This window comes from Siccibacter colletis (genome assembly GCF_000696575.1).
Classification (GTDB): domain Bacteria; phylum Pseudomonadota; class Gammaproteobacteria; order Enterobacterales; family Enterobacteriaceae; genus Siccibacter; species Siccibacter colletis.
This window is the reverse complement of the sequence record NZ_JMSQ01000008.1, coordinates 96,150-119,605: the sequence shown is the minus strand read 5'-3', so window position 1 is coordinate 119,605 and position 23,456 is coordinate 96,150. Positions and strand designations below refer to the sequence as shown.

21 protein-coding genes and 1 pseudogene are annotated in these 23,456 nt (G+C 58.4%); 17 read left to right on the top strand and 5 right to left on the bottom strand.

Annotated features, from left to right (window positions below; genetic code table 11):
* The first annotated feature begins 6 nt into the window (after positions 1-6).
* On the top strand, positions 7-1,293 hold the full coding sequence (locus ET34_RS0110665; protein ID WP_031521900.1) for a TRAP transporter large permease: 1,287 nt from the start codon (positions 7-9) through the stop codon (positions 1,291-1,293).
* 417 nt (positions 1,294-1,710) lie between these two features.
* Here ET34_RS0110665 and zntA read toward each other — a convergent pair.
* The 4 genes and pseudogenes from zntA to rsmD form a co-directional block, all read right to left on the bottom strand.
* Positions 1,711-3,885 (bottom strand): annotated as a pseudogene (zntA, locus tag ET34_RS0110660) (Zn(II)/Cd(II)/Pb(II) translocating P-type ATPase ZntA); the annotation flags it as partial.
* Positions 3,886-3,987: 102 nt separating this feature from the next.
* The gene (locus ET34_RS0110655) at positions 3,988-4,614 is read right to left on the bottom strand and encodes a lysoplasmalogenase (protein ID WP_031521896.1); all 627 of its coding nucleotides are present in this window, start codon (positions 4,612-4,614) and stop codon (positions 3,988-3,990) included.
* Between the two features lie 130 nt (positions 4,615-4,744).
* Positions 4,745-5,014, bottom strand: coding sequence for a DUF1145 family protein (locus ET34_RS0110650; RefSeq protein ID WP_031521894.1), 270 nt, complete (start codon positions 5,012-5,014; stop codon positions 4,745-4,747).
* Positions 5,004-5,600, bottom strand: coding sequence for a 16S rRNA (guanine(966)-N(2))-methyltransferase (gene rsmD / locus ET34_RS0110645; RefSeq protein WP_031521893.1), 597 nt, complete (start codon positions 5,598-5,600; stop codon positions 5,004-5,006). Before rsmD ends, ET34_RS0110650 begins: the two co-directional genes overlap by 11 nt.
* A gap of 182 nt (positions 5,601-5,782) precedes the next feature.
* Between rsmD and ftsY the strand changes: the two genes are divergently transcribed.
* From ftsY to ET34_RS0110615, 6 genes are all read left to right on the top strand, one after another.
* Positions 5,783-7,225, top strand: a complete 1,443-nt coding sequence (gene ftsY / locus ET34_RS0110640) for a signal recognition particle-docking protein FtsY (RefSeq protein WP_031521891.1) — start codon at positions 5,783-5,785, stop codon at positions 7,223-7,225.
* Between the two features lie 2 nt (positions 7,226-7,227).
* Positions 7,228-7,896 (top strand): cell division ATP-binding protein FtsE, encoded by a 669-nt coding sequence (gene ftsE, locus ET34_RS0110635; RefSeq protein ID WP_031521889.1) that lies wholly within the window; start codon positions 7,228-7,230, stop codon positions 7,894-7,896.
* Positions 7,889-8,944, top strand: a complete 1,056-nt coding sequence (gene ftsX / locus ET34_RS0110630; protein WP_035891259.1) for a permease-like cell division protein FtsX — start codon at positions 7,889-7,891, stop codon at positions 8,942-8,944. Before ftsE ends, ftsX begins: the two co-directional genes overlap by 8 nt.
* A gap of 248 nt (positions 8,945-9,192) precedes the next feature.
* Positions 9,193-10,050 (top strand): RNA polymerase sigma factor RpoH, encoded by an 858-nt coding sequence (gene rpoH / locus ET34_RS0110625; RefSeq protein ID WP_031521886.1) that lies wholly within the window; start codon positions 9,193-9,195, stop codon positions 10,048-10,050.
* Positions 10,051-10,293: 243 nt separating this feature from the next.
* Positions 10,294-11,397, top strand: coding sequence for a branched-chain amino acid ABC transporter substrate-binding protein (locus ET34_RS0110620; protein ID WP_152548382.1), 1,104 nt, complete (start codon positions 10,294-10,296; stop codon positions 11,395-11,397).
* A gap of 131 nt (positions 11,398-11,528) precedes the next feature.
* Complete coding sequence (locus ET34_RS0110615) at positions 11,529-12,164, top strand: hypothetical protein (protein WP_031521882.1); 636 nt, start codon at positions 11,529-11,531, stop codon at positions 12,162-12,164.
* 274 nt (positions 12,165-12,438) lie between these two features.
* On the opposite strand, the gene panM is transcribed toward ET34_RS0110615, so the two are convergent.
* Positions 12,439-12,828, bottom strand: a complete 390-nt coding sequence (panM, locus tag ET34_RS0110610; RefSeq protein WP_031521880.1) for an aspartate 1-decarboxylase autocleavage activator PanM — start codon at positions 12,826-12,828, stop codon at positions 12,439-12,441.
* A gap of 432 nt (positions 12,829-13,260) precedes the next feature.
* Here panM and livK point away from each other — a divergent pair, with 432 nt between their 5' ends.
* The 10 genes from livK to ugpQ all read left to right on the top strand — a co-directional run bounded on the left by livK (position 13,261) and on the right by ugpQ (position 23,451).
* Complete coding sequence (gene livK, locus ET34_RS0110605; protein ID WP_031521878.1) at positions 13,261-14,394, top strand: high-affinity branched-chain amino acid ABC transporter substrate-binding protein LivK; 1,134 nt, start codon at positions 13,261-13,263, stop codon at positions 14,392-14,394.
* A 66-nt stretch (positions 14,395-14,460) separates the two neighbouring features.
* Positions 14,461-15,387, top strand: coding sequence for a high-affinity branched-chain amino acid ABC transporter permease LivH (gene livH / locus ET34_RS0110600; RefSeq protein WP_031521877.1), 927 nt, complete (start codon positions 14,461-14,463; stop codon positions 15,385-15,387).
* A complete protein-coding gene (locus ET34_RS0110595; protein ID WP_031521875.1) occupies positions 15,384-16,661 on the top strand; it encodes a high-affinity branched-chain amino acid ABC transporter permease LivM in 1,278 nt (425 codons plus the stop codon). The genes livH and ET34_RS0110595 overlap by 4 nt, the downstream gene beginning before the upstream one ends.
* A complete protein-coding gene (gene livG, locus ET34_RS0110590; protein ID WP_031521873.1) occupies positions 16,658-17,425 on the top strand; it encodes a high-affinity branched-chain amino acid ABC transporter ATP-binding protein LivG in 768 nt (255 codons plus the stop codon). The genes ET34_RS0110595 and livG overlap by 4 nt, the downstream gene beginning before the upstream one ends.
* A gap of 1 nt (position 17,426) precedes the next feature.
* Positions 17,427-18,140, top strand: a complete 714-nt coding sequence (livF, locus tag ET34_RS0110585) for a high-affinity branched-chain amino acid ABC transporter ATP-binding protein LivF (RefSeq protein WP_035891205.1) — start codon at positions 17,427-17,429, stop codon at positions 18,138-18,140.
* A 253-nt stretch (positions 18,141-18,393) separates the two neighbouring features.
* Complete coding sequence (ugpB, locus tag ET34_RS0110580; protein WP_031521870.1) at positions 18,394-19,710, top strand: sn-glycerol-3-phosphate ABC transporter substrate-binding protein UgpB; 1,317 nt, start codon at positions 18,394-18,396, stop codon at positions 19,708-19,710.
* Positions 19,711-19,915: 205 nt separating this feature from the next.
* Positions 19,916-20,803 carry a sn-glycerol-3-phosphate ABC transporter permease UgpA gene (gene ugpA / locus ET34_RS0110575; RefSeq protein ID WP_031521868.1) on the top strand — a complete coding sequence of 296 codons (888 nt, stop codon included), beginning with the start codon at positions 19,916-19,918 and terminating at the stop codon, positions 20,801-20,803.
* Entirely contained in the window at positions 20,800-21,645 is an 846-nt protein-coding gene (ugpE, locus tag ET34_RS0110570) for a sn-glycerol-3-phosphate ABC transporter permease UgpE (RefSeq protein WP_031521866.1), read from the top strand. Before ugpA ends, ugpE begins: the two co-directional genes overlap by 4 nt.
* Before the next feature lies 1 nt (position 21,646).
* Positions 21,647-22,717: a sn-glycerol-3-phosphate import ATP-binding protein UgpC gene (locus ET34_RS0110565; RefSeq protein ID WP_031521864.1), complete on the top strand. Its 1,071-nt coding sequence runs from the start codon at positions 21,647-21,649 to the stop codon at positions 22,715-22,717.
* Positions 22,714-23,451, top strand: a complete 738-nt coding sequence (gene ugpQ, locus ET34_RS0110560; protein ID WP_031521862.1) for a glycerophosphodiester phosphodiesterase — start codon at positions 22,714-22,716, stop codon at positions 23,449-23,451. The genes ET34_RS0110565 and ugpQ overlap by 4 nt, the downstream gene beginning before the upstream one ends.
* Positions 23,452-23,456: the final 5 nt, after the last annotated feature.

Below are 23,456 nucleotides of genomic sequence, written 5' to 3'. Positions count from 1 at the left end.
TGAAAGATGGACGCGTTTATTTTGCTTTTCACCCTCGCCATTCTGCTGGCGCTGGGGATGCCGGTGGCGTTTGCCGTCGGGTTAAGTGCGGTGGTAGGGGCGCTGTGGATAGAGTTGCCGCTTGAAGCGCTGATGATTCAGATCACCAGCGGGGTGAACAAATTTACTCTGCTGGCGATACCGTTTTTTATTCTTGCCGGGGCGATCATGGCCGAAGGGGGCATTGCCCGTCGGCTGGTGAACTTCGCCTATGTGTTTGTCGGTTTTATCCGCGGCGGGCTGTCGCTGGTGAATATTGTGGCCTCCACCTTTTTCGGTGCCATTTCCGGCTCGTCGGTGGCGGATACCGCGTCCATCGGCACAGTCATGATCCCGGAGATGGAAAAGAAAGGTTACCCGCGTGAGTATGCGGCGGCGGTGACTGCCAGCGGCTCGGTGCAGGCAATTCTCATCCCCCCCAGTCATAACTCGGTCATTTACTCCTTGGCGGCAGGCGGCACCGTTTCCATTGCCTCGCTGTTTATCGCCGGGGTGCTGCCGGGGCTGCTGATGGGGCTGTGCCTGATGGTAATGTGTCTGGCATTTGCGCATCGGCGCGGTTATCCGAAAGGCGAGCGCATTCCGTTTAAGCAGGCGGCTAAAATTCTTCTCGACGCGCTGTGGGGGCTGATGACGGTCGTGATTATCCTCGGCGGCATTCTCTCCGGGATATTTACCGCCACCGAGTCTGCGGCTGTGGCCTGCCTGTGGGCATTTTTCGTCACCATGTTTATCTACCGTGACTACAAATGGAGCGAGCTGCCGAAGCTGATGTGCCGCACGGTGAAAACCGTCACCATCGTGATGATCCTGATAGGCTTTGCCGCCGCGTTTGGCGCGGTAATGACCTACATGCAGCTTCCGACGCGCATCACCGAGTTCTTTACCGCGCTGTCGGATAACAAGTACGTGATCCTGATGTACCTCAACATCATGCTGCTGCTGATTGGCACGCTGATGGACATGGCACCGATTATCCTGATCCTGACGCCGGTGCTGCTGCCGGTAACCAATGCTCTCGGCATCGACCCGGTACATTTCGGGATGATCATGATGGTGAACCTCGGGATTGGGCTGATAACCCCGCCGGTGGGATCTGTGCTGTTTGTTGCCAGCGCGGTGAGCAAGCAGAAGATCGAAGTGGTGGTGCGCTCAATGCTGCCGTTCTACGCGGTATTATTTATGGTGTTGATGTTGGTGACCTATGTGCCCGCGATCTCGCTCTGGCTGCCGCGGATGCTGGGGATGATGTAGCGTAACGGCGGGTGGGGACGCCTCGATCTTGTCAGGTGGGGAAACGGAGTGCACCCACCTTTAACGTGCATCCACCGGGTTTGGCGTGAGGACTATGGTAGAACGGCAAAGGTTCCGTTCACCGTGGCACCGCGCTCACATGGGAACGCGGCTGCTCGTGAACGGACGAAGGAGGCTCGCCGCCGCCCCCTTCGCCATCCCGGCTCCCGGCTAAAAAACCGGCCCGTTGGGCTACCCTTGCCTCCGGCGTTTCGCTTCCGGTCGGGCGCGATACCCCATCCCGGGGCTCGCGCCCTCTGGCGGTTCCCGACCGCCAGCCCGGACTCAACGCCTGCGGCGCGGCGGTTTTGATGCCGGACCGATCCATCGCTCTGGCACTGGATGATTTGTTTTTTGTGGTGGGTGCGCAGGCTTACCCCGGCGCAGCAGCCGTAACGCGTTGGCGGTGACCAGCACCGTGGCACCGGTATCCGCCAGCACGGCCAGCCACAGCCCGGTCATGCCCGCCAGGGTGGTGACCAGGAAGATCCCCTTCAGCCCCAGCGCGATGGCAATATTCTGGCGAATGTTCGCATACGTCGCGCGGGCTAAGCTCATCATCTCTGCCAGCCCGGTGAGGCGGTTGTGCGTCAGGGCAGCGTCGGCCGTTTCCAGCGCGACATCAGTCCCGCAGCCCATCGCCACGCCGATACTCGCCGCTTTCATCGCGGGCGCATCGTTGATACCGTCGCCCACCATCGCCAGCGGGGCGTCATGGTTCAGCGCATTCACCGCCGCCACCTTATCCGCTGGCAGCAGCCCGGCGCGGTAGTCCAGCGCCAGCTCCCCGGCTATCGCCTGGGCCGCGCGCGGATTGTCCCCGGTCAGCATCACGCATTTCACGTCCAGACGCTGCAGCGCCGCGATCGCCTGACGGGCATCCTCACGCAGCGTATCGCGCAGGGCCAGCGTCCCCATCAGCTGTTCATCCCGTATCACCGCGACCACCGTTTGCCCGCTGGCTTCGGCCTCCGCAATGCGCGTCTGCCACGCCGGGCTTAACGCCTGCGTAAGCTTATCCGGCGCGCTGAGCAGCACCCTACGCCCTGCCACCGTTGCCTCAATTCCGCTGCCCGCCAGCGTGCGCTGGTCGGTTGCCTGGCTCAGCGGCAGGTCGCGGGCCAGCGCTTCCCGCAGTATCGCCTGTGCCAGCGGGTGCGTGGCACCTTGCTCCACCGAGGCAGCCAGCGCCAGCAGCGCATTTTCATCCCCGTCCGCCGCGTGGATAACGGTTACCTGTGGCTTGCCCTGGGTCAGGGTGCCGGTTTTATCGAAGGCCACCTGGCGTACCCGACTGAGCTGCTCCAGCGCAGCACCGCCTTTGATAAGCGCGCCGCGGCGTGCGGCGGCGGCAAGGCCGGAGGTGATGGCGGCGGGCGTGGAGATCACCAGCGCGCACGGGCAGCCAATCAGCAGCAGCGTCAGTCCCTTGTAAATCCACTCCAGCCACGGCAGGCCGAACAGCAGCGGCGGCAGGATGGCGACCAGCAGCGCCACGCCCATAATCAGCGGCGTGTAGACACGGCTGAAGCGATCGATAAAGCGCTCAATCGGGGCGCGACGCGCGTCGGCCTCTTCAATCAGCTGCAGAATACGGTCGATAGCGCTGTGGCCTGGCTCGGACACCACGTCAAGCTCAACCAGTCGATCAACGCTGGTGGCACCGGCCGCTACGCTTTCGCCCCGCGTACGCTCCACCGGCACGGATTCCCCGGTGAGGGCGCTCTCATCAAAACTGGCGAACGCGCTGCGCAGCCGGCCATCGGCAGGCAGGCGTCCTCCGGCGGCGACTTCAATGACGTCTCCGGGCCGCAACGCCGCCAGCGCCACCGTCTCCCGCTTGCCCTCCCGCAGGCGGGTCGCGGTTTCCGGTTTCAGCGCTACCAGCGCGCTGACCCCACGCCTGGCGCGGGTTGCCGCCCAGCTCTCCAGCCGCTCGCCGATCATAAACAGCAGCAGCACCATCGCCGCCTCGGCGGTCGCGCCGATAAACAGCGCACCGATGGCGGCGACGCTCATCAGCGTTTCGATAGCAAACGGGTTGCCGCTGCGCATCAGACGCAGCGCCTGGCGGGCAATCGGCCACAGGCCGACCAGCGTGGTGACAATAAATGCAATCTGCCCGGCCTGGGTTGCGCCACTCTGCGTCAGCAGCCAACTGATTGCCATCATTGCCGCCAGCGCCAGCAACGGAAGCTGTTCGCGCCACGCTGTGCGCGGTTGCGCCGGTGCAGCATCGATATCGCGCAGGGTAAAACCAATGCGGGTCACCGCGTCGCTGACCGCCTGTCGCACATCGCGCTGCGCATCTACGGTCAGCTTTTCACTGGCAAAGGCGACCTGGGCACTGACAATGCCCGTCACCTGACGCAGCGCGTTCTCTACTTTGCGCGCGCAGGCAGGGCAGTCCATGCCGTCGATATACCAGCTGTAGCGGGTGGTTCCTGCTTCGGGTTTCGGCTGTGGCTCGGGGGCAGGGGCGCCGTTAAGCGGGCGCATTTTCAACGTGGCAAACCGGGGGACCGCTGGGCCATTTTCCGGGCGAATCGTCATGGCAGGCTCCGAAATGATAATTTTCTCATTTCGGAGCATACACTCTGGAGTGAGGTCCAGAGTCAAGAGAAGGACGGGCGGTTTTTTCACCCGCCCGGTGGATCAGATGTAGAGCGAACGCACGATCATAAAGTGGCCGGCGAAATAGCAGGCGGCAGCGATGGCGTTATCGGCCGTGAAGCGGCGGCGATAATGGCTGCCCAGCCAGACAATATTCCCCAGCAGCAGCAGGATTGCGCCAACAAACGCCGACAGCGCCGAGGCGGTAGGGCGGAAGAACCACAGCTCGCCCGCCAGCCAGACCATCACCAGCGTCATCCCGACAAAGGTACACACCGCCCAGCGCAGCGTCTCCAGCCGCGTCCAGATAGTGGCGATCAGCAGCGCGCCGATAACCAGCAGCACCAGCGGCAGCGGCCAGAAGAAAGAGAGCGTCATCTGGCTGGCAAAGAAGATGGTGTAAAGCAGATGGGAGAGGAAGAACGCGCCGGTGGCGTAGAGCATGCGCTCGCGCGAGAACAGCGTCAGCGCGTCGCCTGCCAGCGAGGCGCACAGGCCCGCCAGTACCAGATAGCCGGTGGCGCTGAACAGCGGTGCCTGCCAGGCGAGGATCAGCAGCAGCAGCAGGGTAACCGGTTTAAACACCCAGCGTTGCCAGGCAGGCCCTCGGTAAGACGCATCGACGTAAAGCCAGGCGGAAAAACAGACAGCAATAAACGACCAAAGCATGATAAGTCCCTGAATCAGATATTGTAACGTGCACCCGACGCGCACGACTCTATGTTTCAGTCTAGTGGGCGTCGGGCACGAATGACAACGTCAGTGGGCAGGCGACATTCTTAAAACACAGTGAAAGCGGCTATTTTTTCAGCTGCTGCCGCTTCTGCCAGGCCAGCAGTTCGAACACGCCGAACAGGAAGATGCGGAACTGTTCCGCCCGGCCCATCGGCGGTGCGTCCTTCGGCTGGGTCGCCTTTAACAGCGTCAGCTGCAGACCATGCATGATGATCATGAACATCATCGCCACGTTAACGAAAATGTTCAGCGGACGCTGGAACGGGTGCAGCAGGTTCAGTATCAGGAAGGCCCACACGCACAGCATCAGCAGGCGGCCAAGATTAATCAACATCGGTTGCTCCTTGCGGTTCACGAATAAACAGGCGGTAGGCGACCTGACCGGCTATCTTTTCCCGGTGCGGTTGCCAGCTGGCGGGCAGCGGTGGCAGGCCACCTTCCACTTCGCTTTCGATATAAATCAGCGCGTTGTCGGCAAGCCAGCCATTTTGCTCCAGCAGGGTGACGGTCTGCTCCAGCAAGCCTTTGCGAAACGGCGGGTCGATAAATACGATGTTGAACGGCTGACCGGGTTTGCTCAGATACTCCAGCGTGTTGGCATTCACCACCTGACCGTGAGACGCCTTAAGTGTAGCGAGATTCTGGCTCAGCTGCTGGGCCACGCCGCGCTCCATCTCAATAAGCGTCGCCTGAGCGGCATAGCGCGACAACGCCTCCAGCCCCAGCGCGCCGCTGCCGGCGAAACAGTCCAGACAGCGGGCGTCCACCATATGGGGGGCCAGCCAGTTGAACAGCGTTTCGCGCACCCGGTCAGTGGTCGGGCGCAGGCCGGGACTGTCGGGGACGGGTAATTTACGGCCGCGCCATTGGCCGCCGATAATACGAATCTGGCCGCTTGCGCCGCGGGTAGGTTTTTTCATGGTGATCGCTACGATGTTAAATCCGGGAGGCTATTCTAACGGGGCAGACGCGTGGGTGAAACCTCAGGCTGTGCCGCCAGGGGTCGAAAGTGGTAGACTCACGAATTAATTCGAAAATTTTCAGCTTCCGCATCGCAATACCGGAGCTGCGCCATGATGAATAGCGGGGAGTGTGGTCGCCAATGGCAAAGAATAAAAAACGTGGCTTATTTTCCTGGCTGGGCTTAGGTCAAAAAGATCGGGCGCAGGATGAAGAAATCGACCAGCAGGTCGACACGCAACAAACTGTTACAGAAGAAAAAAACGAGCCTGAGCAGGTTACGCCTGTTGAGGAGATCGCGGCTGCGCCAGCCACCACGCCGGACCCGGATGAGTTCGCTGAAGAGGTGGTTAACGTCACTGAAAACGTGGCGGAGCAGCAGGCCCAGCCTGAGGTGGCAGAGGTCATTGAGCCGGTGGTAGCGCCAGAGCCAGAGCCAGAGCACGAAACTCTGCCACTGCCGGAAGAAGTAGCGGTGCAGGAGCCTGAGCCGGAAGCCTGGCTGCCGGAAGAGGAGCAGGCGACGGACGTCGGCGCACTCAGTGACGAAGAGCTGGAAGCCCAGGCGCTGGCGGCGGCTAACACCGACGACGCGGTGGTCGAACCGGAAGAGGAGATCGCCGAACCGGTGGCTGCAGCAGCTCCCGAGCAGGAAAAACCGACCAAAGAGGGTTTCTTTGCGCGCCTGAAGCGCAGCCTGGTAAAAACCAAAGAGAACCTTGGTTCCGGATTTATCGGCTTGTTCCGCGGCAAGAAAATCGATGATGATCTGTTCGAAGAGCTGGAAGAGCAACTGCTGATTGCCGATGTTGGCGTGGAAACCACGCGCAAAATCATCACGAATCTGACAGAAGGCGCGAGCCGCAAACAGCTGCGTGACGCCGAGGCGCTGTATGGCCTGCTGAAAGAAGAGATGAGCGATATTCTCGCGAAAGTTGACGCACCGCTTAATATTGAAGGGAAAACCCCGTTCGTTATTCTGATGGTTGGCGTGAACGGCGTGGGTAAAACCACCACCATTGGTAAACTGGCGCGCCAGTTTGAGCAGCAGGGCAAATCGGTGATGCTGGCGGCAGGGGATACCTTCCGCGCCGCGGCGGTTGAGCAGCTTCAGGTCTGGGGCCAGCGCAACAATATCCCGGTTATCGCCCAGCATACCGGTGCGGATTCCGCGTCGGTAATCTTCGATGCCATTCAGGCGGCGAAGTCGCGCGGAGTGGATGTGCTGATCGCAGATACCGCCGGGCGCCTGCAAAACAAAGCGCACCTGATGGAAGAGCTGAAGAAAATCGTCCGCGTCATGAAAAAACTGGACGTTGAGGCGCCGCACGAAGTGATGCTGACCATCGATGCCAGCACCGGGCAGAACGCCATCAGCCAGACCAAATTGTTCCACGAGGCCGTCGGCCTGACCGGCATTACGCTGACCAAGCTCGACGGTACCGCTAAAGGCGGCGTGATTTTCTCCGTCGCCGATCAGTTCGGTATCCCGATTCGCTACATCGGTGTTGGTGAGCGCATTGAGGATTTGCGTCCGTTTAACGCGGGCGACTTTATTGAGGCACTTTTTGCCCGAGAGGATTAACAATGATTCGCTTTGAACACGTCAGCAAAGCCTATCGTGGTGGGAGACAGGCGCTGCAGGGTGTGAATTTCCACATGCGGCCAGGCGAAATGGCTTTTCTTACTGGTCACTCCGGTGCCGGTAAGAGTACGCTGCTGAAGCTGATTTGCGGCATTGAACGGCCCAGCGCCGGGCATATCTTTTTCGGCGGGCACGACATCAGCCGCCTGAAAAACCGCGAAGTGCCGTTCCTGCGCCGTCAGATCGGGATGATCTTCCAGGATCACCACCTGTTGATGGATCGTACCGTGTATGACAACGTCGCTATCCCGCTGATTATCGCCGGTGCGAGCGTGGAGGACATCCGTCGTCGCGTTTCGGCGGCGCTGGATAAAGTGGGGCTGCTGGATAAAGCGAAGAGTTTCCCCATTCAGCTCTCCGGCGGGGAACAGCAGCGCGTCGGCATTGCCCGCGCGGTGGTGAATAAGCCGGCGGTGCTGCTGGCAGATGAACCAACCGGTAACCTGGATAACGCGCTGTCGGAAGGGATTTTGCGCCTGTTCGAAGAGTTCAACCGCGTTGGGGTAACGGTTCTGATGGCAACTCACGATACCGGCCTCATCGCACGCCGACCCTATCCTGTGTTGACCCTCAGCGAAGGTCATCTGCATGGAGGCAGAGTCGGTGAATAAAAAGGATGCGCTGAATAATATCAGGCACTTTAGTAACAAACTGAGCAAGTTCAACAAACTGAATAAGTCTGGCGAATCAGGGCGATCTGTGCAAAAGCGTACTAAAGCAAACAATGTGAAAGCGAAATCGCGCAAGGGCGGGATCAACGAGCAGGTGCGCTATGCCTGGCAGGGCGCGCTGGCCGATCTGCGCAGCAAACCGCTGGCCACCTTCCTTACCGTGATGGTGATTGCGATTTCACTGACCCTACCGAGCGTCTGCTACATGGTTTACAAGAACGTAAACCAGGCGGCGACCCAGTACTATCCTTCGCCGCAAATCACGGTATACCTGAGCAAAACCCTGGATGACGATGCGGCGGCGCAGGTGATTGGCCAGCTGCAGGCCGAGCAGGGCGTGGCGAAGGTCAACTACCTGTCGCGAGACGAAGCGCTGGGTGAGTTCCGCAACTGGTCAGGCTTTGGCGGCGCGCTGGATATGCTGGAAGAGAACCCGCTGCCCGCTGTGGCGGTGATTGAACCGGATCTCAACTTCCAGAGCACCGATGCGCTGACTACCCTGCGCGACCGCGTTTCGCAGGTGAATGGCGTGGATGAAGTGCGCATGGACGACAGCTGGTTTGCGCGTCTGGCGGCGTTGACCGGGCTGGTCGGGCGCGTCTCGGCGATGATTGGCGTGTTGATGGTCGCTGCCGTATTCCTCGTTATCGGCAATAGCGTGCGCCTGAGCATTTTCGCGCGCCGCGATACCATTAACGTGCAAAAGCTTATCGGCGCCACCGACGGTTTTATCCTGCGTCCGTTCCTGTATGGCGGGGCATTACTTGGCTTTTCGGGCGCTTTTCTGTCACTGATTTTGTCAGAAATTCTGGTGATGCGGCTCTCGTCAGCGGTGACTGACGTAGCGAAAGTGTTTGGCACTACCTTTGATATCAGTGGGTTATCCTTTGATGAGTGCCTGCTGCTGCTGCTGGTCTGTTCCATGATCGGCTGGCTGGCCGCCTGGCTGGCGACGGTGCAACATTTACGTCACTTTACCCCGGAATAAAAATAGTTTGATATACTAAGTCCCTGCCAGTGACACCGGGCAGGGACCCACTTCATAAATTCCTGCTGCACGATTTCTGTAATGTCACAATTTGTGCGTAAATTATTCACAGTGTTGCAGTGAACTTGTGGATAACCTCACTGTCTGATAAAAGTGTTGAATAGCGTCTCGTTGCACAAAGAACTGGCGCCTTCGTTGCCTTATAAAGGGACGACCTCAGCCAGTACGCTTCTAATGAGAGGATTTGAATGACCAAAGAAATGCAAACTTTAGCTCTAGCCCCTGTTGGTAACCTGGAATCCTATATCCGGGCCGCTAACACCTGGCCGATGTTGACGGCCGAGGAAGAACGGGAGCTTGCTGAAAAGCTGCATTACCAGGGCGATCTGGAAGCAGCGAAAAAGCTGATCCTGTCTCACCTGCGCTTTGTAGTTCATATCGCTCGTAACTACTCGGGCTATGGCCTGCCGCAGGCTGACCTGATTCAGGAAGGTAATATTGGCCTGATGAAAGCCGTGCGTCGCTTCAATCCGGAAGTGGGCGTGCGCCTGGTCTCCTTCGCCGTTCACTGGATCAAAGCGGAAATTCACGAATACGTACTGCGTAACTGGCGTATCGTGAAGGTGGCGACCACCAAAGCGCAGCGTAAGCTGTTCTTCAACCTGCGTAAAACCAAGCAGCGTCTGGGCTGGTTTAACCAGGACGAAGTCGAAATGGTAGCGCGCGAACTGGGCGTTTCCAGCAAAGACGTGCGCGAAATGGAGTCGCGTATGGCGGCCCAGGACATGACCTTTGACCTGTCGCCGGACGATGACGCGCAGGACGGTTCGCCAATGGCACCGGTGCTGTTCCTCCAGGATAAAACCTCCAACTTTGCCGATGGCATTGAGGACGATAACTGGGAAGAGCATGCCGCGGATAAACTTTCCGACGCGATGCAGGGTCTTGATGAGCGCAGCCAGCAGATTATCAAAGCGCGCTGGCTGGATGAGGACAACAAGTCCACGTTGCAGGAGCTTGCCGACCGCTATGGCGTTTCCGCTGAGCGCGTACGTCAGCTGGAAAAGAACGCGATGAAAAAACTTCGCGCCGCTATCGAAGCGTAATTCCGCTTCACCGTAAAAAACCGCCCGCGAGGCGGTTTTTTTGTGCGTGTCATCCCGTAATCCGCCCACCGACAAATTTGCTATTCCAAATCAGACAAAATCGGGTATGTTTTTAGCAGAGTATGCTGCTATGACACCCGCCGTATACCGTAATCAAAAACATAGCCGCGGCAAACGCGCGCAATAACGTGTCATCCAAACAACACAACAACTGCAATCACAACAAGCAATGGGGATCTCAGGATGAAAATGAAGGGCAAAGCGTTACTGGCTGGATGTATTGCGCTGGCGATGAGCCACGCGGCGATGGCGGCAGATATTAAAGTTGCCGTGGTCGGCGCGATGTCTGGCCCGGTGGCCCAGTACGGCGATCAGGAATTCACCGGCGCGGAACAGGCCATCGCCGATATTAACGCTAAGGGCGGCATCAAAGGCGACAAGCTGGTCGCGGTCAAATATGACGACGCCTGCGACCCGAAACAGGCCGTTGCGGTAGCGAACAAAGTGATTAACGACGGTATTAAATACGTGATTGGTCATCTTTGCTCATCGTCTACCCAGCCGGCGTCTGATATATATGAAGACGAAGGCATTCTGATGATCACGCCGGCGGCTACCGCGCCCGAGCTGACTGCGCGCGGCTACCAGCTGGTGCTGCGCACTACCGGTCTGGATTCAGACCAGGGGCCGACCGCCGCAAAATACATTCTGGAAAAAGTGAAACCGCAGCGCATCGCGGTGATCCACGATAAACAGCAGTATGGCGAAGGCCTGGCGCGTTCGGTGCAGGACGGGCTGAAGAAGGGCGGTGCAAACGTGGTGTTCTTTGACGGTATCACCGCCGGTGAGAAAGATTTCTCTACGCTGGTGGCGCGCCTGAAGAAAGAAAACATCGATTTCGTCTATTACGGCGGTTACCACCCGGAAATGGGCCAGATCCTGCGTCAGTCACGCGCGGCGGGTCTGAAAACCCAGTTTATGGGCCCGGAAGGTGTTGCGAACGTGTCGCTGTCTAACATCGCCGGTGATTCCGCGGAAGGGATGTTAGTCACCAAGCCGAAGAACTACGATCAGGTACCAGCGAACAAACCTGTGGTAGATGCCATCAAGGCGAAGAAACAGGATGCCAGCGGCGCATTCGTCTGGACCACCTACGCGGCACTGCAGTCGCTGGCGGCTGGCCTGAACCAGAGCGACGATCCGGCAGAAATTGCTAAATACCTGAAAGGGGCCAGCGTTGACACGGTAATGGGTCCGCTGTCGTGGGATGAGAAAGGCGATCTGAAAGGCTTTGAATTCGGCGTCTTTACCTGGCACGCTAACGGCACGGCAACCGACGCGAAATAACGCTAGCTCGCTGACCTGACAAAAACCCGCTCCGGCGGGTTTTTTTATGCCGAAATCTTAAAATATTTCGCGTCTCTGGTCCGCCTGTGCCGCGTCGCTTAGCATTCATCCAATGTAAATGGGGGAATGCTATGGACAGTGCACATACTCTGGCTCGTCGGATGCTGAACGCGGTCAATATTTCGAATGCGTTGCTTGAAGGTATTATCAAAGGGTTTATCGCTTTTCCGGTAGATATATATTACCTGGGGCACAGAATGCTGGATACCGACAATACGCGACTGAACGAGGATGACACTTATCGATTTGCATGGCTTGTGAAATCTGGTGGCGCTAATCGTAAAGGCCTTGAAGAGGCGGCGCGACCGTTTCTGCAGATGTTTTTTGAGCGAGTGGATTACAAAAATTTTGCCCATGCTGGGGAATATGCTGTAGGAAGCCTCGCAGGTAAAACTGGGTTTACGGCAATCACTGGCATTAACCTCGGGAAAGTTATATCGAATCGGCTGTCTGTCGCAATTGTTTCAGGTCTTGTCTTTGGCACTGTCATCGCTATAGGTGGTGAAAGCTCAAGGGCCATTTATACCTCACGTGCGTTGGCGCTTAAATACCCAATAATACAGCAAGAATTAAAGGCAAAGGGGAATCTTGATCTGCTCTATTTTCTCGTAGAAGAGCGCGTACAACCATTTATTGATGCCTGCGAAATACCAGACAAAAACGAATTTGACCGCGTTTGTAAGCTATTTTTTGAGGGGCTACAGTGACCAAAAAAAGCATGTTATTTTTTTTGTCTCGCCTTCTTCAAGGTGTTGCAACATCCTTTCTGGGGATCGCTGCATTTAGTGCAGTCTGGTTCTCTTGCTTTTCTGAAAATGAATACAGATTCTGGATGGTGGGTTGCTGTCTATTGCTCGGCTTTTTGTCCTTTCGACTCTATCGCTTCGCAATACGTCACATTTACGATGACCGACTCGATCAGGATTACTTATAGCCTGCCAGGGCAGGCTAAAGTGAATTAAGATGCAGCGCTTTCGACAGTCAATCCTGCTGCTTATGCCAGCCGTCGGTCTGGGCGCTGAAGCCGAGCGCCTGCATAAACGCGGCCATTACGCCGCGGTCTTCAACGCCGACGTCGGAGATCCACCAGTGGCGCACCGCCGGGTTTTCGCGCATCACTTCTTCAATCAGATACTGGCCGACGCCGCGGCGACGCGTGACGTCCCGGACGCGCAGCGAATCCATAGCGCCTTGCGCACCAGACAGCGTGACGCGCACGGCGGCTAGCAGTCGGTCGTTGAAGCGCGCAGCATAGATCCGGTGCGTCTCATCCACCTTTAAGGTGTTGCTGGAATATTCCGGCCAGATCTTCCCGAGATCGGTTAAATCCTGTGGCGAAAAGCTTTCCAGACGAAGGATGGTAAGTTTCATAGAACCGCCTTCCAAAAAACGAAGAGAAGGAAAGTGTACCCAATTCAGCACCTGCCGCGCTTTCTCTTTTTTCGTCGCCGTGTCAGGTGATTACTTTTTAACAGCGGGCATATTCAGCTTTTAACATCACAGAATGAAAAACAGACAGTGGAATTCGCTAAAACATAGCGATTTATTCCACGTAATGTTTCGCTATTTTATGCTGCAACCTGCGCTTTTTTTTGTTTATCTGCTGTGTGTTTCAGAATATTATCTTTGCTTAATCGCCTGAAAAATAGAGATTTTAGCGCGCTTTTTCACGGAAAGCCTCGCTAAACCATTAAAGGCATTGGTAAAAATAGCGTTGTTCAATAAAAGTACAGAATGCTTTTTAACCATAATAAAACAAAATATAAACACACGATGAAACATCACGAACGGGGATTTCTACGGATGAGTAAACACGCGAAGACGTTAATCGCGGGGATGGTAGCGTTAGCAATCTCTCACGCCGCGATGGCAGACGATATTAAAGTGGCGGTGGTCGGTGCCATGTCGGGCCCGGTAGCACAGTGGGGCGATATGGAATTTAACGGTGCCCGTCAGGCCATCAGCGACATCAACGCTAAAGGCGGCATCAACGGCGACAAGCTGGTGGGCGTGGAGTATGACGACGCCTGCGATCCCAAACAGGCCGTGGCGGTCGCCAACAAAATTATTAACGATGGCATTCAGTATGTCATCGGTCACCTCTGCTCCTCATCGACCCAACCGGCGTCAGATATTTACGAGGATGAAGGCATCCTGATGATTACCCCAGGGGCCACTAATCCGGAACTGACCCTGCGCGGCTATCAGACCATCATGCGCACGGCGGGTCTCGACTCCTCTCAGGGGCCGACCGCCGCGAAATACATTCTGGAGAGTGTGAAGCCCCAGCGTATCGCCATTATCCACGACAAGCAGCAGTACGGCGAAGGCCTGGCGCGCTCGGTTCAGGATGGTCTGAAGAAGGGCGGCGCGAACGTGGTGTTCTTCGACGGTATCACCGCCGGGGAGAAAGATTTCTCCGCGCTGGTGGCACGCCTGCAGAAAGAGAATATCGATTTCGTTTACTACGGCGGTTACTACCCGGAAATGGGCCAGATGCTGCGTCAGGCGCGTACCACCGGCCTGAAAACCCGCTTTATGGGCCCGGAAGGCGTAGGTAACGCCTCGCTGTCGAACATTGCCGGCGATGCGGCGGAAGGGATGCTGGTGACCATGCCGAAGCGCTATGACCAGGATCCGGCCAACAAAGGTATTGTGGATGCTCTGAAAGCGCAGAAGAAAGATCCGAGCGGCCCGTACGTCTGGATCACCTATGCGGCGGTGCAGTCGCTGGCGACGGCGCTGGAGCGCACCGGCAGTACCGAGCCGGTTGATCTGGTGAAAGATTTAAAAACGCACGGTGCGAATACCGTGATTGGGCCGCTGAACTGGGATGAAAAAGGCGATCTGAAAGGATTTGAATTTGGCGTCTTCCAGTGGCACGCCGACGGGTCGTCTACCGTTGCTCAGCACGGTTCGTCTGTCGTTGCGAAATAATGTGCTGTTGCGGCCCCGGTCGCGCAGCGCTCGCCCTGATCTGACCGGTTACTAAAAGGTTACGTTATGTCCGAGCAGTTCCTCTATTTTCTCCAGCAGATGTTTAACGGCGTCACGCTGGGCAGCACCTACGCGCTGATCGCCATCGGTTACACCATGGTGTACGGCATTATCGGCATGATCAACTTCGCCCACGGCGAGGTCTACATGATCGGCAGCTATGTCTCCTTCATGATTATCGCGGCGTTAATGATGATGGGGATCGACGCCAGCTGGCTGTTGGTCGGCGCGGCGTTTATCGGTGCGGTCGTGGTCGCCAGCGCCTACGGCTGGAGTATTGAGCGGGTGGCCTATCGCCCGGTGCGCAGCTCCAAACGCCTGATTGCACTGATCTCCGCCATCGGGATGTCGATATTCCTGCAGAACTACGTCAGCCTCACCGAAGGTTCGCGCGACATCGCCCTGCCGAACCTCTTTGACGGCCAGTGGGTCATCGGCAGCAGCGGCAACTTCGCCGCTTCCATCAACACCATGCAGCTGGTGATCTGGGTAGTGACCTTCCTGGCGATGCTGGCACTGACGTTGTTTATCCGCTATTCCCGGATGGGCCGCGCCTGCCGCGCCTGCGCGGAAGACCTGAAAATGGCCAGCCTGCTCGGCATCAATACTGACCGCGTGATTGCCCTGACCTTTGTCATCGGCGCCGCGATGGCGGCGGTGGCGGGCGTCCTGCTCGGCCAGTTCTACGGCGTAATCAACCCTTACATCGGCTTTATGGCCGGGATGAAAGCCTTCACCGCGGCGGTACTGGGTGGGATCGGCAGCATTCCGGGGGCGATGATCGGCGGCCTGATCCTCGGCATCACCGAAGCGCTCTGCTCCGCCTACCTCAGCACCGAATATAAAGACGTCGTCTCCTTTGCGCTGCTGATCGTGGTGCTGCTGGTGATGCCGACCGGTATCCTCGGCCGTCCGGAGGTGGAAAAAGTATGAAACCGATGCATTTTGCAATGGCGCTGCTGTCAGCGGCCATGTTCTTCCTGCTGGCCAGCGTGTTTATGGGCGTCCAGCTGGGCCTCGACGGCACAAAACTGGTGGTCGGTAGCGCGTCGGAAATCCGCTGGCAGTGGATTTTCATCGGCACCGCCATCGTCTTCTTCTTCCAGCTGCTGCGTCCTGCGTTCCAGCACAGCCTGAAAAAGGTCTCCGGGCCGAAGTTTATCCTGCCGGCAATTGACGGCTCGACGGTGAAGCAAAAGCTGTTCCTCATTGCGCTGCTGGTGGTTGCGGTGGCGTGGCCGTTTATGGTTTCGCGCGGCACCGTGGATATCGCCACGCTGACGATGATCTACATCATTCTTGGTCTTGGCCTGAACGTGGTGGTGGGGTTGTCCGGTCTGCTGGTGCTGGGCTACGGCGGCTTTTATGCCATCGGCGCCTACACCTTTGCGCTGCTGAATCACTACTACGGGCTGGGTTTCTGGACCTGTCTGCCGCTGGCGGGCCTGGTCGCGGCGGCGGCGGGTTTCCTGCTTGGCTTCCCGGTGCTGCGCCTGCGCGGTGACTATCTGGCGATTGTGACGCTCGGCTTCGGTGAAATCGTGCGTATCCTGCTGCTCAATAACACCGAAATCACCGGCGGGCCGAACGGTATCAGCCAGATCCCTAAACCAACGCTGTTCGGCCTGGAGTTCAGCCGCACCGCACGAGAAGGTGGCTGGGACACCTTCAGCAACTTCTTTAACATCAAGTACGATCCCAGCGACCGTATCATTTTCCTCTACCTGGTGGCGCTGCTGCTGGTGGTGCTGACGCTGTTTGTGATCAACCGTTTGCTGCGGATGCCGCTGGGCCGTGCCTGGGAAGCGCTGCGCGAAGATGAGATCGCCTGCCGCTCGCTGGGCCTCAACCCGACGCGCATCAAGCTGACGGCCTTTACCATCAGCGCCGCGTTTGCCGGTTTCGCCGGTACGCTGTTCGCCGCGCGCCAGGGCTTCGTCAGCCCGGAATCCTTTACCTTCGCCGAATCGGCCTTTGTGCTGGCGATCGTGGTGTTAGGCGGGATGGGGTCGCAGTTCGCCGTGATCCTTGCTGCCATTCTGCTGGTGGTTTCCCGCGAGCTGATGCGTGACTTTAACGAATACAGCATGCTGATGCTGGGTGGCCTGATGGTGCTGATGATGATCTGGCGTCCGCAGGGCTTACTGCCGATGACGCGTCCGCAGCTGAAGCTGAAAGCAGAGCAAGTGAAAGGAGAGCAGGCATGAGTCAGCCCTTATTATCGGTAAACGGCCTGATGATGCGCTTCGGCGGCCTGCTGGCGGTGAACAACGTCGCCCTCGATCTGCATCCGCAGGAGATCGTCTCGCTGATTGGTCCGAACGGTGCGGGGAAAACCACGGTTTTCAACTGCCTGACCGGTTTCTATAAACCGACCGGCGGCACTATCATGCTGCGTGACCAGCATCTCGAAGGGCTGGCGGGCCAGCAGATTGCCCGCATGGGCGTGGTGCGCACCTTCCAGCACGTGCGGCTGTTCCGCGAGATGACGGTGATTGAAAACCTGCTGGTCGCCCAGCATCAGCAGCTGAAAACCGGCTTGTTCTCCGGTCTGCTGAAAACCCCGGCGTTTCGCAAGACCCACAGTGAGGCGCTGGACCGCGCCGCCACCTGGCTTGAGCGTATCGGTCTGCTGGCGCACGCTAACCGTCAGGCCAGCAACCTGGCCTATGGCGATCAGCGTCGTCTGGAGATCGCCCGCTGCATGGTGACCCAGCCGGAAATCCTGATGCTCGATGAGCCTGCTGCGGGCCTCAATCCGAAAGAGACCAAAGAGCTGGACGAGCTGATCGTCGAGCTGCGCGACCACCACAACACCACCATTTTGCTGATTGAGCACGATATGAAGCTGGTGATGGGCATTTCGGATCGTATCTACGTGGTAAACCAGGGTACGCCGCTGGCGAACGGCACCCCGGAGCAGATCCGTAACAACCCGGATGTTATCCGTGCATACCTGGGCGAGGCATAAGATGGAAAAGGTAATGTTGTCGTTTGACCGGGTGAGTGCGCACTACGGCAAGATTCAGGCGCTGCATGAGGTCAGCCTGACGATTAAGCAGGGCGAGATCGTGACGCTTATCGGCGCGAACGGCGCGGGAAAAACCACGCTGCTCGGCACCCTGTGCGGCGACCCGCGCGCCAGCAGCGGCAAAATTGTGTTCGATGGCAAGGAGATCACCGACTGGCAGACCGCACGCATCATGCGTGAAGCGGTGGCGATTGTGCCGGAGGGCCGCCGCGTCTTTTCGCGTATGACGGTGGAAGAGAACCTGGCGATGGGCGGTTTCTTTGCCGAGCGCGCGCAGTACCATCAGCGTATCCAGCGGGTATACGATCTGTTCCCGCGTCTGCACGAGCGCCGCATTCAGCGCGCGGGCACCATGTCCGGCGGTGAGCAGCAGATGCTGGCGATTGGCCGCGCGCTGATGAGCCAGCCGCGTCTGCTGCTGCTGGATGAACCCTCGCTGGGCCTCGCACCGATCATCATCCAGCAGATTTTCGATACCATTGAACAGCTGCGCCAGGAGGGCATGACTATCTTCCTCGTCGAGCAGAACGCTAACCAGGCGCTGAAGCTCGCCGACCGCGGCTATGTGCTGGAAAACGGTCATGTGGTGCTGGAAGATACCGGTGACGCGCTGCTCGCCAACGAAGCCGTGCGCAGCGCCTATCTGGGCGGTTAAGTATCAACTAAAAGGCGGCGTATGCTGCCTTTTACTCTTTCCCCTCTATTACGGAAAACGTGGGTGGGGGCGTCAGGCCGCACTCCATAATTTTCGCCATAATACCTTCATCATTCCATCACGCTTCCGCCGCCATCCTGTCACAAGACTGTAAATAAAAAGTTATTTTTCTGTCATTCGCGCATGTCATGTTACCTCGCGAGCACAAAACGCGTGGTTTCGCGCATCCGGCACAACAAGAGAGATAACCCGAATGACATCATTACGACACACTGCTTTGGGGCTGGCGCTGAGCATGGCATTTGCCGGGCAGGCGATGGCTGCAACCTCTATTCCGTTCTGGCACTCAATGGAAGGGGAGTTAGGTAAGGAAGTGGAATCCCTGGCGAGCCGTTTCAACCAGGCGAACCCCGACTACAAGATTGTGCCGGTCTATAAAGGTAACTACGAACAGAACCTCGCGGCGGGCATTGCGGCTTTCCGTACCGGCAACGCGCCGGCCATCCTGCAGGTGTATGAAGTCGGCACCGCCACTATGATGGCCTCCAAAGCGATCAAGCCGGTGTACGAAGTGTTTAAGGATGCGGGCATCAACTTTGATGAATCCCAGTTCGTGCCGACCGTTTCCGGGTACTACACCGATGCGAAAAGCGGTCATCTGCTCTCCCAGCCGTTCAACAGCTCCACGCCGGTGCTGTATTACAACAAAGACGCCTTCAAAAAAGCCGGTTTAGATCCGGAGCAGCCGCCGAAAACCTGGCAGGATCTGGCGGCCTACACCGCGAAGCTGAAAGCAGCCGGGATGAAATGCGGCTACGCCAGCGGCTGGCAGGGCTGGATCCAGATTGAAAACTTCAGCGCCTGGCACGGTCTGCCGGTGGCGACCAAAAATAACGGCTTCGACGGCACCGACGCGGTACTGGAATTCAACAAAGCTGAGCAGGTAAAGCACATCGCCATGCTGCAGGAGATGAACAAGAAGGGCGACTTCACCTACTTCGGGCGCAAGGATGAGTCGACCGAGAAGTTCTATAGCGGTGACTGCGCTATCACTACCGCGTCATCCGGCTCGCTGGCGGATATCCGTCACTACGCCAAATTCAACTACGGTGTTGGCATGATGCCATACGACGCCGACGTGAAAGGCGCCCCGCAGAACGCCATTATCGGCGGTGCCAGCCTGTGGGTGATGCAGGGCAAAGATAAAGAGACCTATCAGGGCGTAGCCAAATTCCTCGACTTCCTGGCGAAGCCGGAAAACGCGGCGGAGTGGCACCAGAAGACCGGCTATCTGCCGATCACCAAAGCCGCTTACGACCTGACCCGCGAGCAGGGCTTCTATGACAAAAACCCGGGTGCCGACATCGCGACCCGTCAGATGCTGAACAAGCCGCCGTTGCCGTTCACCAAAGGTCTGCGTCTGGGCAACATGCCGCAGATCCGCACCGTCGTGGATGAAGAGCTGGAAAGCGTCTGGACCGGTAAAAAAGCCCCTCAGCAGGCGCTGGACTCTGCGGTTGAGCGTGGCAACGCGCTGCTGCGCCGCTTCGAGCAGTCTACTAAGTCGTAATCCCGACGGCGGATTGGCCTGGCGGGCGCGCTTTGCTTGCCCGCCCTACGGCAGGGATTGCCGGGTTGGTACAGGGGGGCGCTTCGCCTTACCCGCTCTGCACAGGATTGACGAGTCGGCTTCGCTTCGCGGGCCTGTAATATGCCTTATGTAGGCCGGGTAAGGCGAAGCCGCACCCGGCATTTTTTCAGGAAAGCGTTTCTCTATGTCATCATCCCGTCCGGTGTTCCGCTCGCGCTGGCTGCCTTATCTTCTGGTCGCCCCGCAGCTCATCATCACTATCATCTTCTTTATCTGGCCTGCGGGCGAAGCGCTATGGTATTCGGTGCAAAGCGTCGATCCGTTCGGGCTGTCCAGCCAGTTTGTCGGCCTCGATAACTTTGTCGGCCTGTTCAACGACAGTTACTACCTCGACGCCTTCTGGACCACCATTAAATTCAGCGCCATGGTCACCGTTTCCGGGCTGCTGGTGTCGCTGTTCTTTGCGGCGCTGGTCGATTACGTGGTGCGCGGCAGCCGTCTTTACCAGACGCTGATGCTGCTGCCCTATGCCGTTGCCCCTGCCGTTGCGGCGGTTCTGTGGATCTTCCTGTTTAACCCCGGGCGCGGCCTGATCACCCATTTTCTTGGCGAATTCGGCTATGGCTGGAACCACGCCCAGAACAGCGGGCAGGCGATGTTCCTGGTGGTCTTCGCCTCGGTGTGGAAGCAGATCAGCTATAACTTCCTGTTCTTCTTCGCTGCGCTGCAATCTATCCCGCGTTCGCTGGTGGAAGCTGCCGCTATCGACGGGGCCGGGCCAGTGCGCCGCTTCTTTAAGCTGTCACTGCCGCTGATTGCGCCGGTGAGCTTCTTCCTGCTGGTGGTTAACCTCGTCTACGCCTTCTTCGACACCTTCCCGGTGATCGACGCGGCGACCGCAGGCGGCCCGGTGCAGGCCACTACCACGCTTATCTACAAAATCTACCGCGAAGGCTTTGCCGGGCTGGATCTCTCATCGTCTGCCGCGCAGTCGGTGGTGCTGATGGCGTTGGTGATTGTCCTGACCGTGGTGCAGTTCCGCTACGTGGAAAGTAAGGTGCGCTATCAATGATCGAGAACCGTCGCGGGCTGACGATTTTCAGCCATACCCTGCTCATTCTTGGCATTGCCGCCATCCTGTTTCCGCTCTATGTCGCGGTGGTGGCGGCCACTCTCGACAGCAAAGCGGTGTTTGAGACGCCGATGACCCTGATCCCAGGCGGCCACCTGTGGGAAAACCTGTCGCACATCTGGACCCAGGGCGTGACCGGCAGCGGTACGCCGTTCAGCCTGATGCTGCTCAACAGTTTCATCATGGCGCTGGCGATCACCGTGGGCAAAATCACGGTATCGATGCTGTCGGCCTTTGCCATCGTCTGGTTCCGCTTTCCGCTGCGTAACCTGTTCTTCTGGATGATTTTTATCACCCTGATGCTGCCGGTTGAGGTGCGTATCTTCCCGACGGTGGAAGTGATTGCCAGGCTGGATCTGCTCGACAGCTATACCGGCCTGACGCTGCCGCTGATGGCATCGGCGACCGCGACCTTCCTGTTCCGCCAGTTCTTTATGACGCTGCCGGACGAGCTAATGGAAGCGGCGCGCATTGATGGCGCCTCGCCGATGCGCTTTTTCCGCGACATCGTGCTGCCGCTGTCGAAAACCAACCTCGCGGCGCTGTTCGTGATCACCTTTATCTACGGCTGGAACCAGTACCTGTGGCCGCTGCTGATTATCAGTGATGCGGACCTGGGCACCGCGGTGGCAGGTATCAAAGGGATGATCGCCACCGGCGACGGCAGTACCCAGTGGAATCAGGTGATGGCAGCGATGCTGCTCACCATGATCCCCCCCATCGTTATCGTTTTAGCCATGCAGCGCGCGTTCGTGCGTGGTTTAGTGGACAGTGAGAAATAAAATGGCCGGACTGAAATTACAGGCAGTAACCAAAAGCTGGGATGGCAAAACCCAGGTCATTCAGCCGCTGACGCTGGACGTCGCGGACGGAGAGTTTATCGTCATGGTCGGGCCGTCCGGCTGTGGCAAATCGACACTGCTGCGCATGGTCGCCGGGCTGGAGCAGGTCTCGGCCGGTGATATCTGGATCGACAATCAGCGTGTCACTAATCTGGAGCCAAAAGAGCGCGGCATCGCGATGGTGTTCCAGAACTATGCGCTCTATCCGCACATGAGCGTGGAAGAGAACATGGCCTGGGGACTGAAAATTCGCGGGATGGGTAAAGCGCACATCGAGGAGCGCGTCCGGGAGGCGGCGCGTATTCTGGAGCTGGATGCGCTGCTGAAACGTCGTCCGCGCGAGCTCTCCGGCGGGCAGCGTCAGCGCGTGGCGATGGGCCGCGCCATCGTGCGCGATCCGGCGGTGTTCCTTTTCGATGAACCGCTCTCTAACCTTGATGCCAAACTGCGCGTGCAGATGCGTCTGGAGTTGCAACACCTGCACCGCCGCCTGAAAACCACCAGCCTCTACGTCACCCATGACCAGGTGGAGGCCATGACCCTGGCGCAGCGCGTGATGGTGATGAACAAGGGCATCGCCGAGCAGATCGGCACTCCGGTGGAAGTGTATGAGAAGCCGGCCAGCCGCTTCGTGGCGAGCTTTATCGGCTCCCCGGCGATGAACCTGCTGGAAGGGCGTATCGGCGTGTCGGGTAGCCATTTTGAGATGAATGATGGCATCACGCTGCCGCTGGGCCAGCAGCGCCTCAGCCTGGCGGGCCGCAAGGTGACGCTGGGTATCCGCCCGGAACATATTGCGCTAAGCTCACAGGCCGCAGGCGGCATTCCGCTGGTGATGGACACCCTGGAAATGCTGGGGGCCGACAACCTCGCGCATGGTCGCTGGGGCAGCCAGAAAGTGGTGGCGCGCCTGGCGCATCAGGAGCGTCCGCAGCCGGGCAGTACGTTGTGGCTGCAGCTTCCTGAAGCGAACCTGCACTTCTTCGATGGTGAAACAGGACAACGTCTATGAACTGGCCCTATCCTCGCATCGTCGCCCACCGCGGCGGCGGCAAACTGGCACCGGAAAACACCCTGGCGGCAATCGACGTCGGGGCGCACTACGGTCACACCATGATTGAGTTTGACGTCAAGCTCTCGAAAGACGGGCAGATCTTCCTGCTGCACGACGACACGCTGGAGCGCACCAGCAATGGCTGGGGCGTGGCGGGAGCGCTGGCGTGGGATGATCTGCTGAAAGTGGACGCTGGCGGCTGGTACGGCGGGGCGTTCAAAGGCGAAAAGCTGCCGCTGCTCTCTGAGGTAGCGGCGCGTTGCCGCCAGCACCAGATGATGGCGAACATCGAAATAAAACCGACCACCGGCACCGGCCCGGAAACCGGACGCGTAGTGGCGCTGGCAGCACGCGAGCTGTGGCAGGGCATGACCGCACCGCTGCTGTCATCGTTTGACATCGATGCGCTGAAAGCCGCCCAGGCCGCTGTACCGGAACTGCCGCGTGGTCTGCTGCTTGATGAGTGGCGCGATGACTGGCGCGACCTGACCGACGGGCTGGCGTGCGTGTCGATCCACCTTAACCACCGGCTGCTCGATAAATCGCGCGTCAGCGAGCTGAAAGCCGCCGGGCTACGTATCCTGGTCTATACCGTCAACGATCCCCAGCGCGCCGCGACGCTGCTGGGCTGGGGCGTTGACTGTATCTGCACCGACCGCATCGACGAGATCGGCCCGGATTTCAGCGCGTAAAAGCC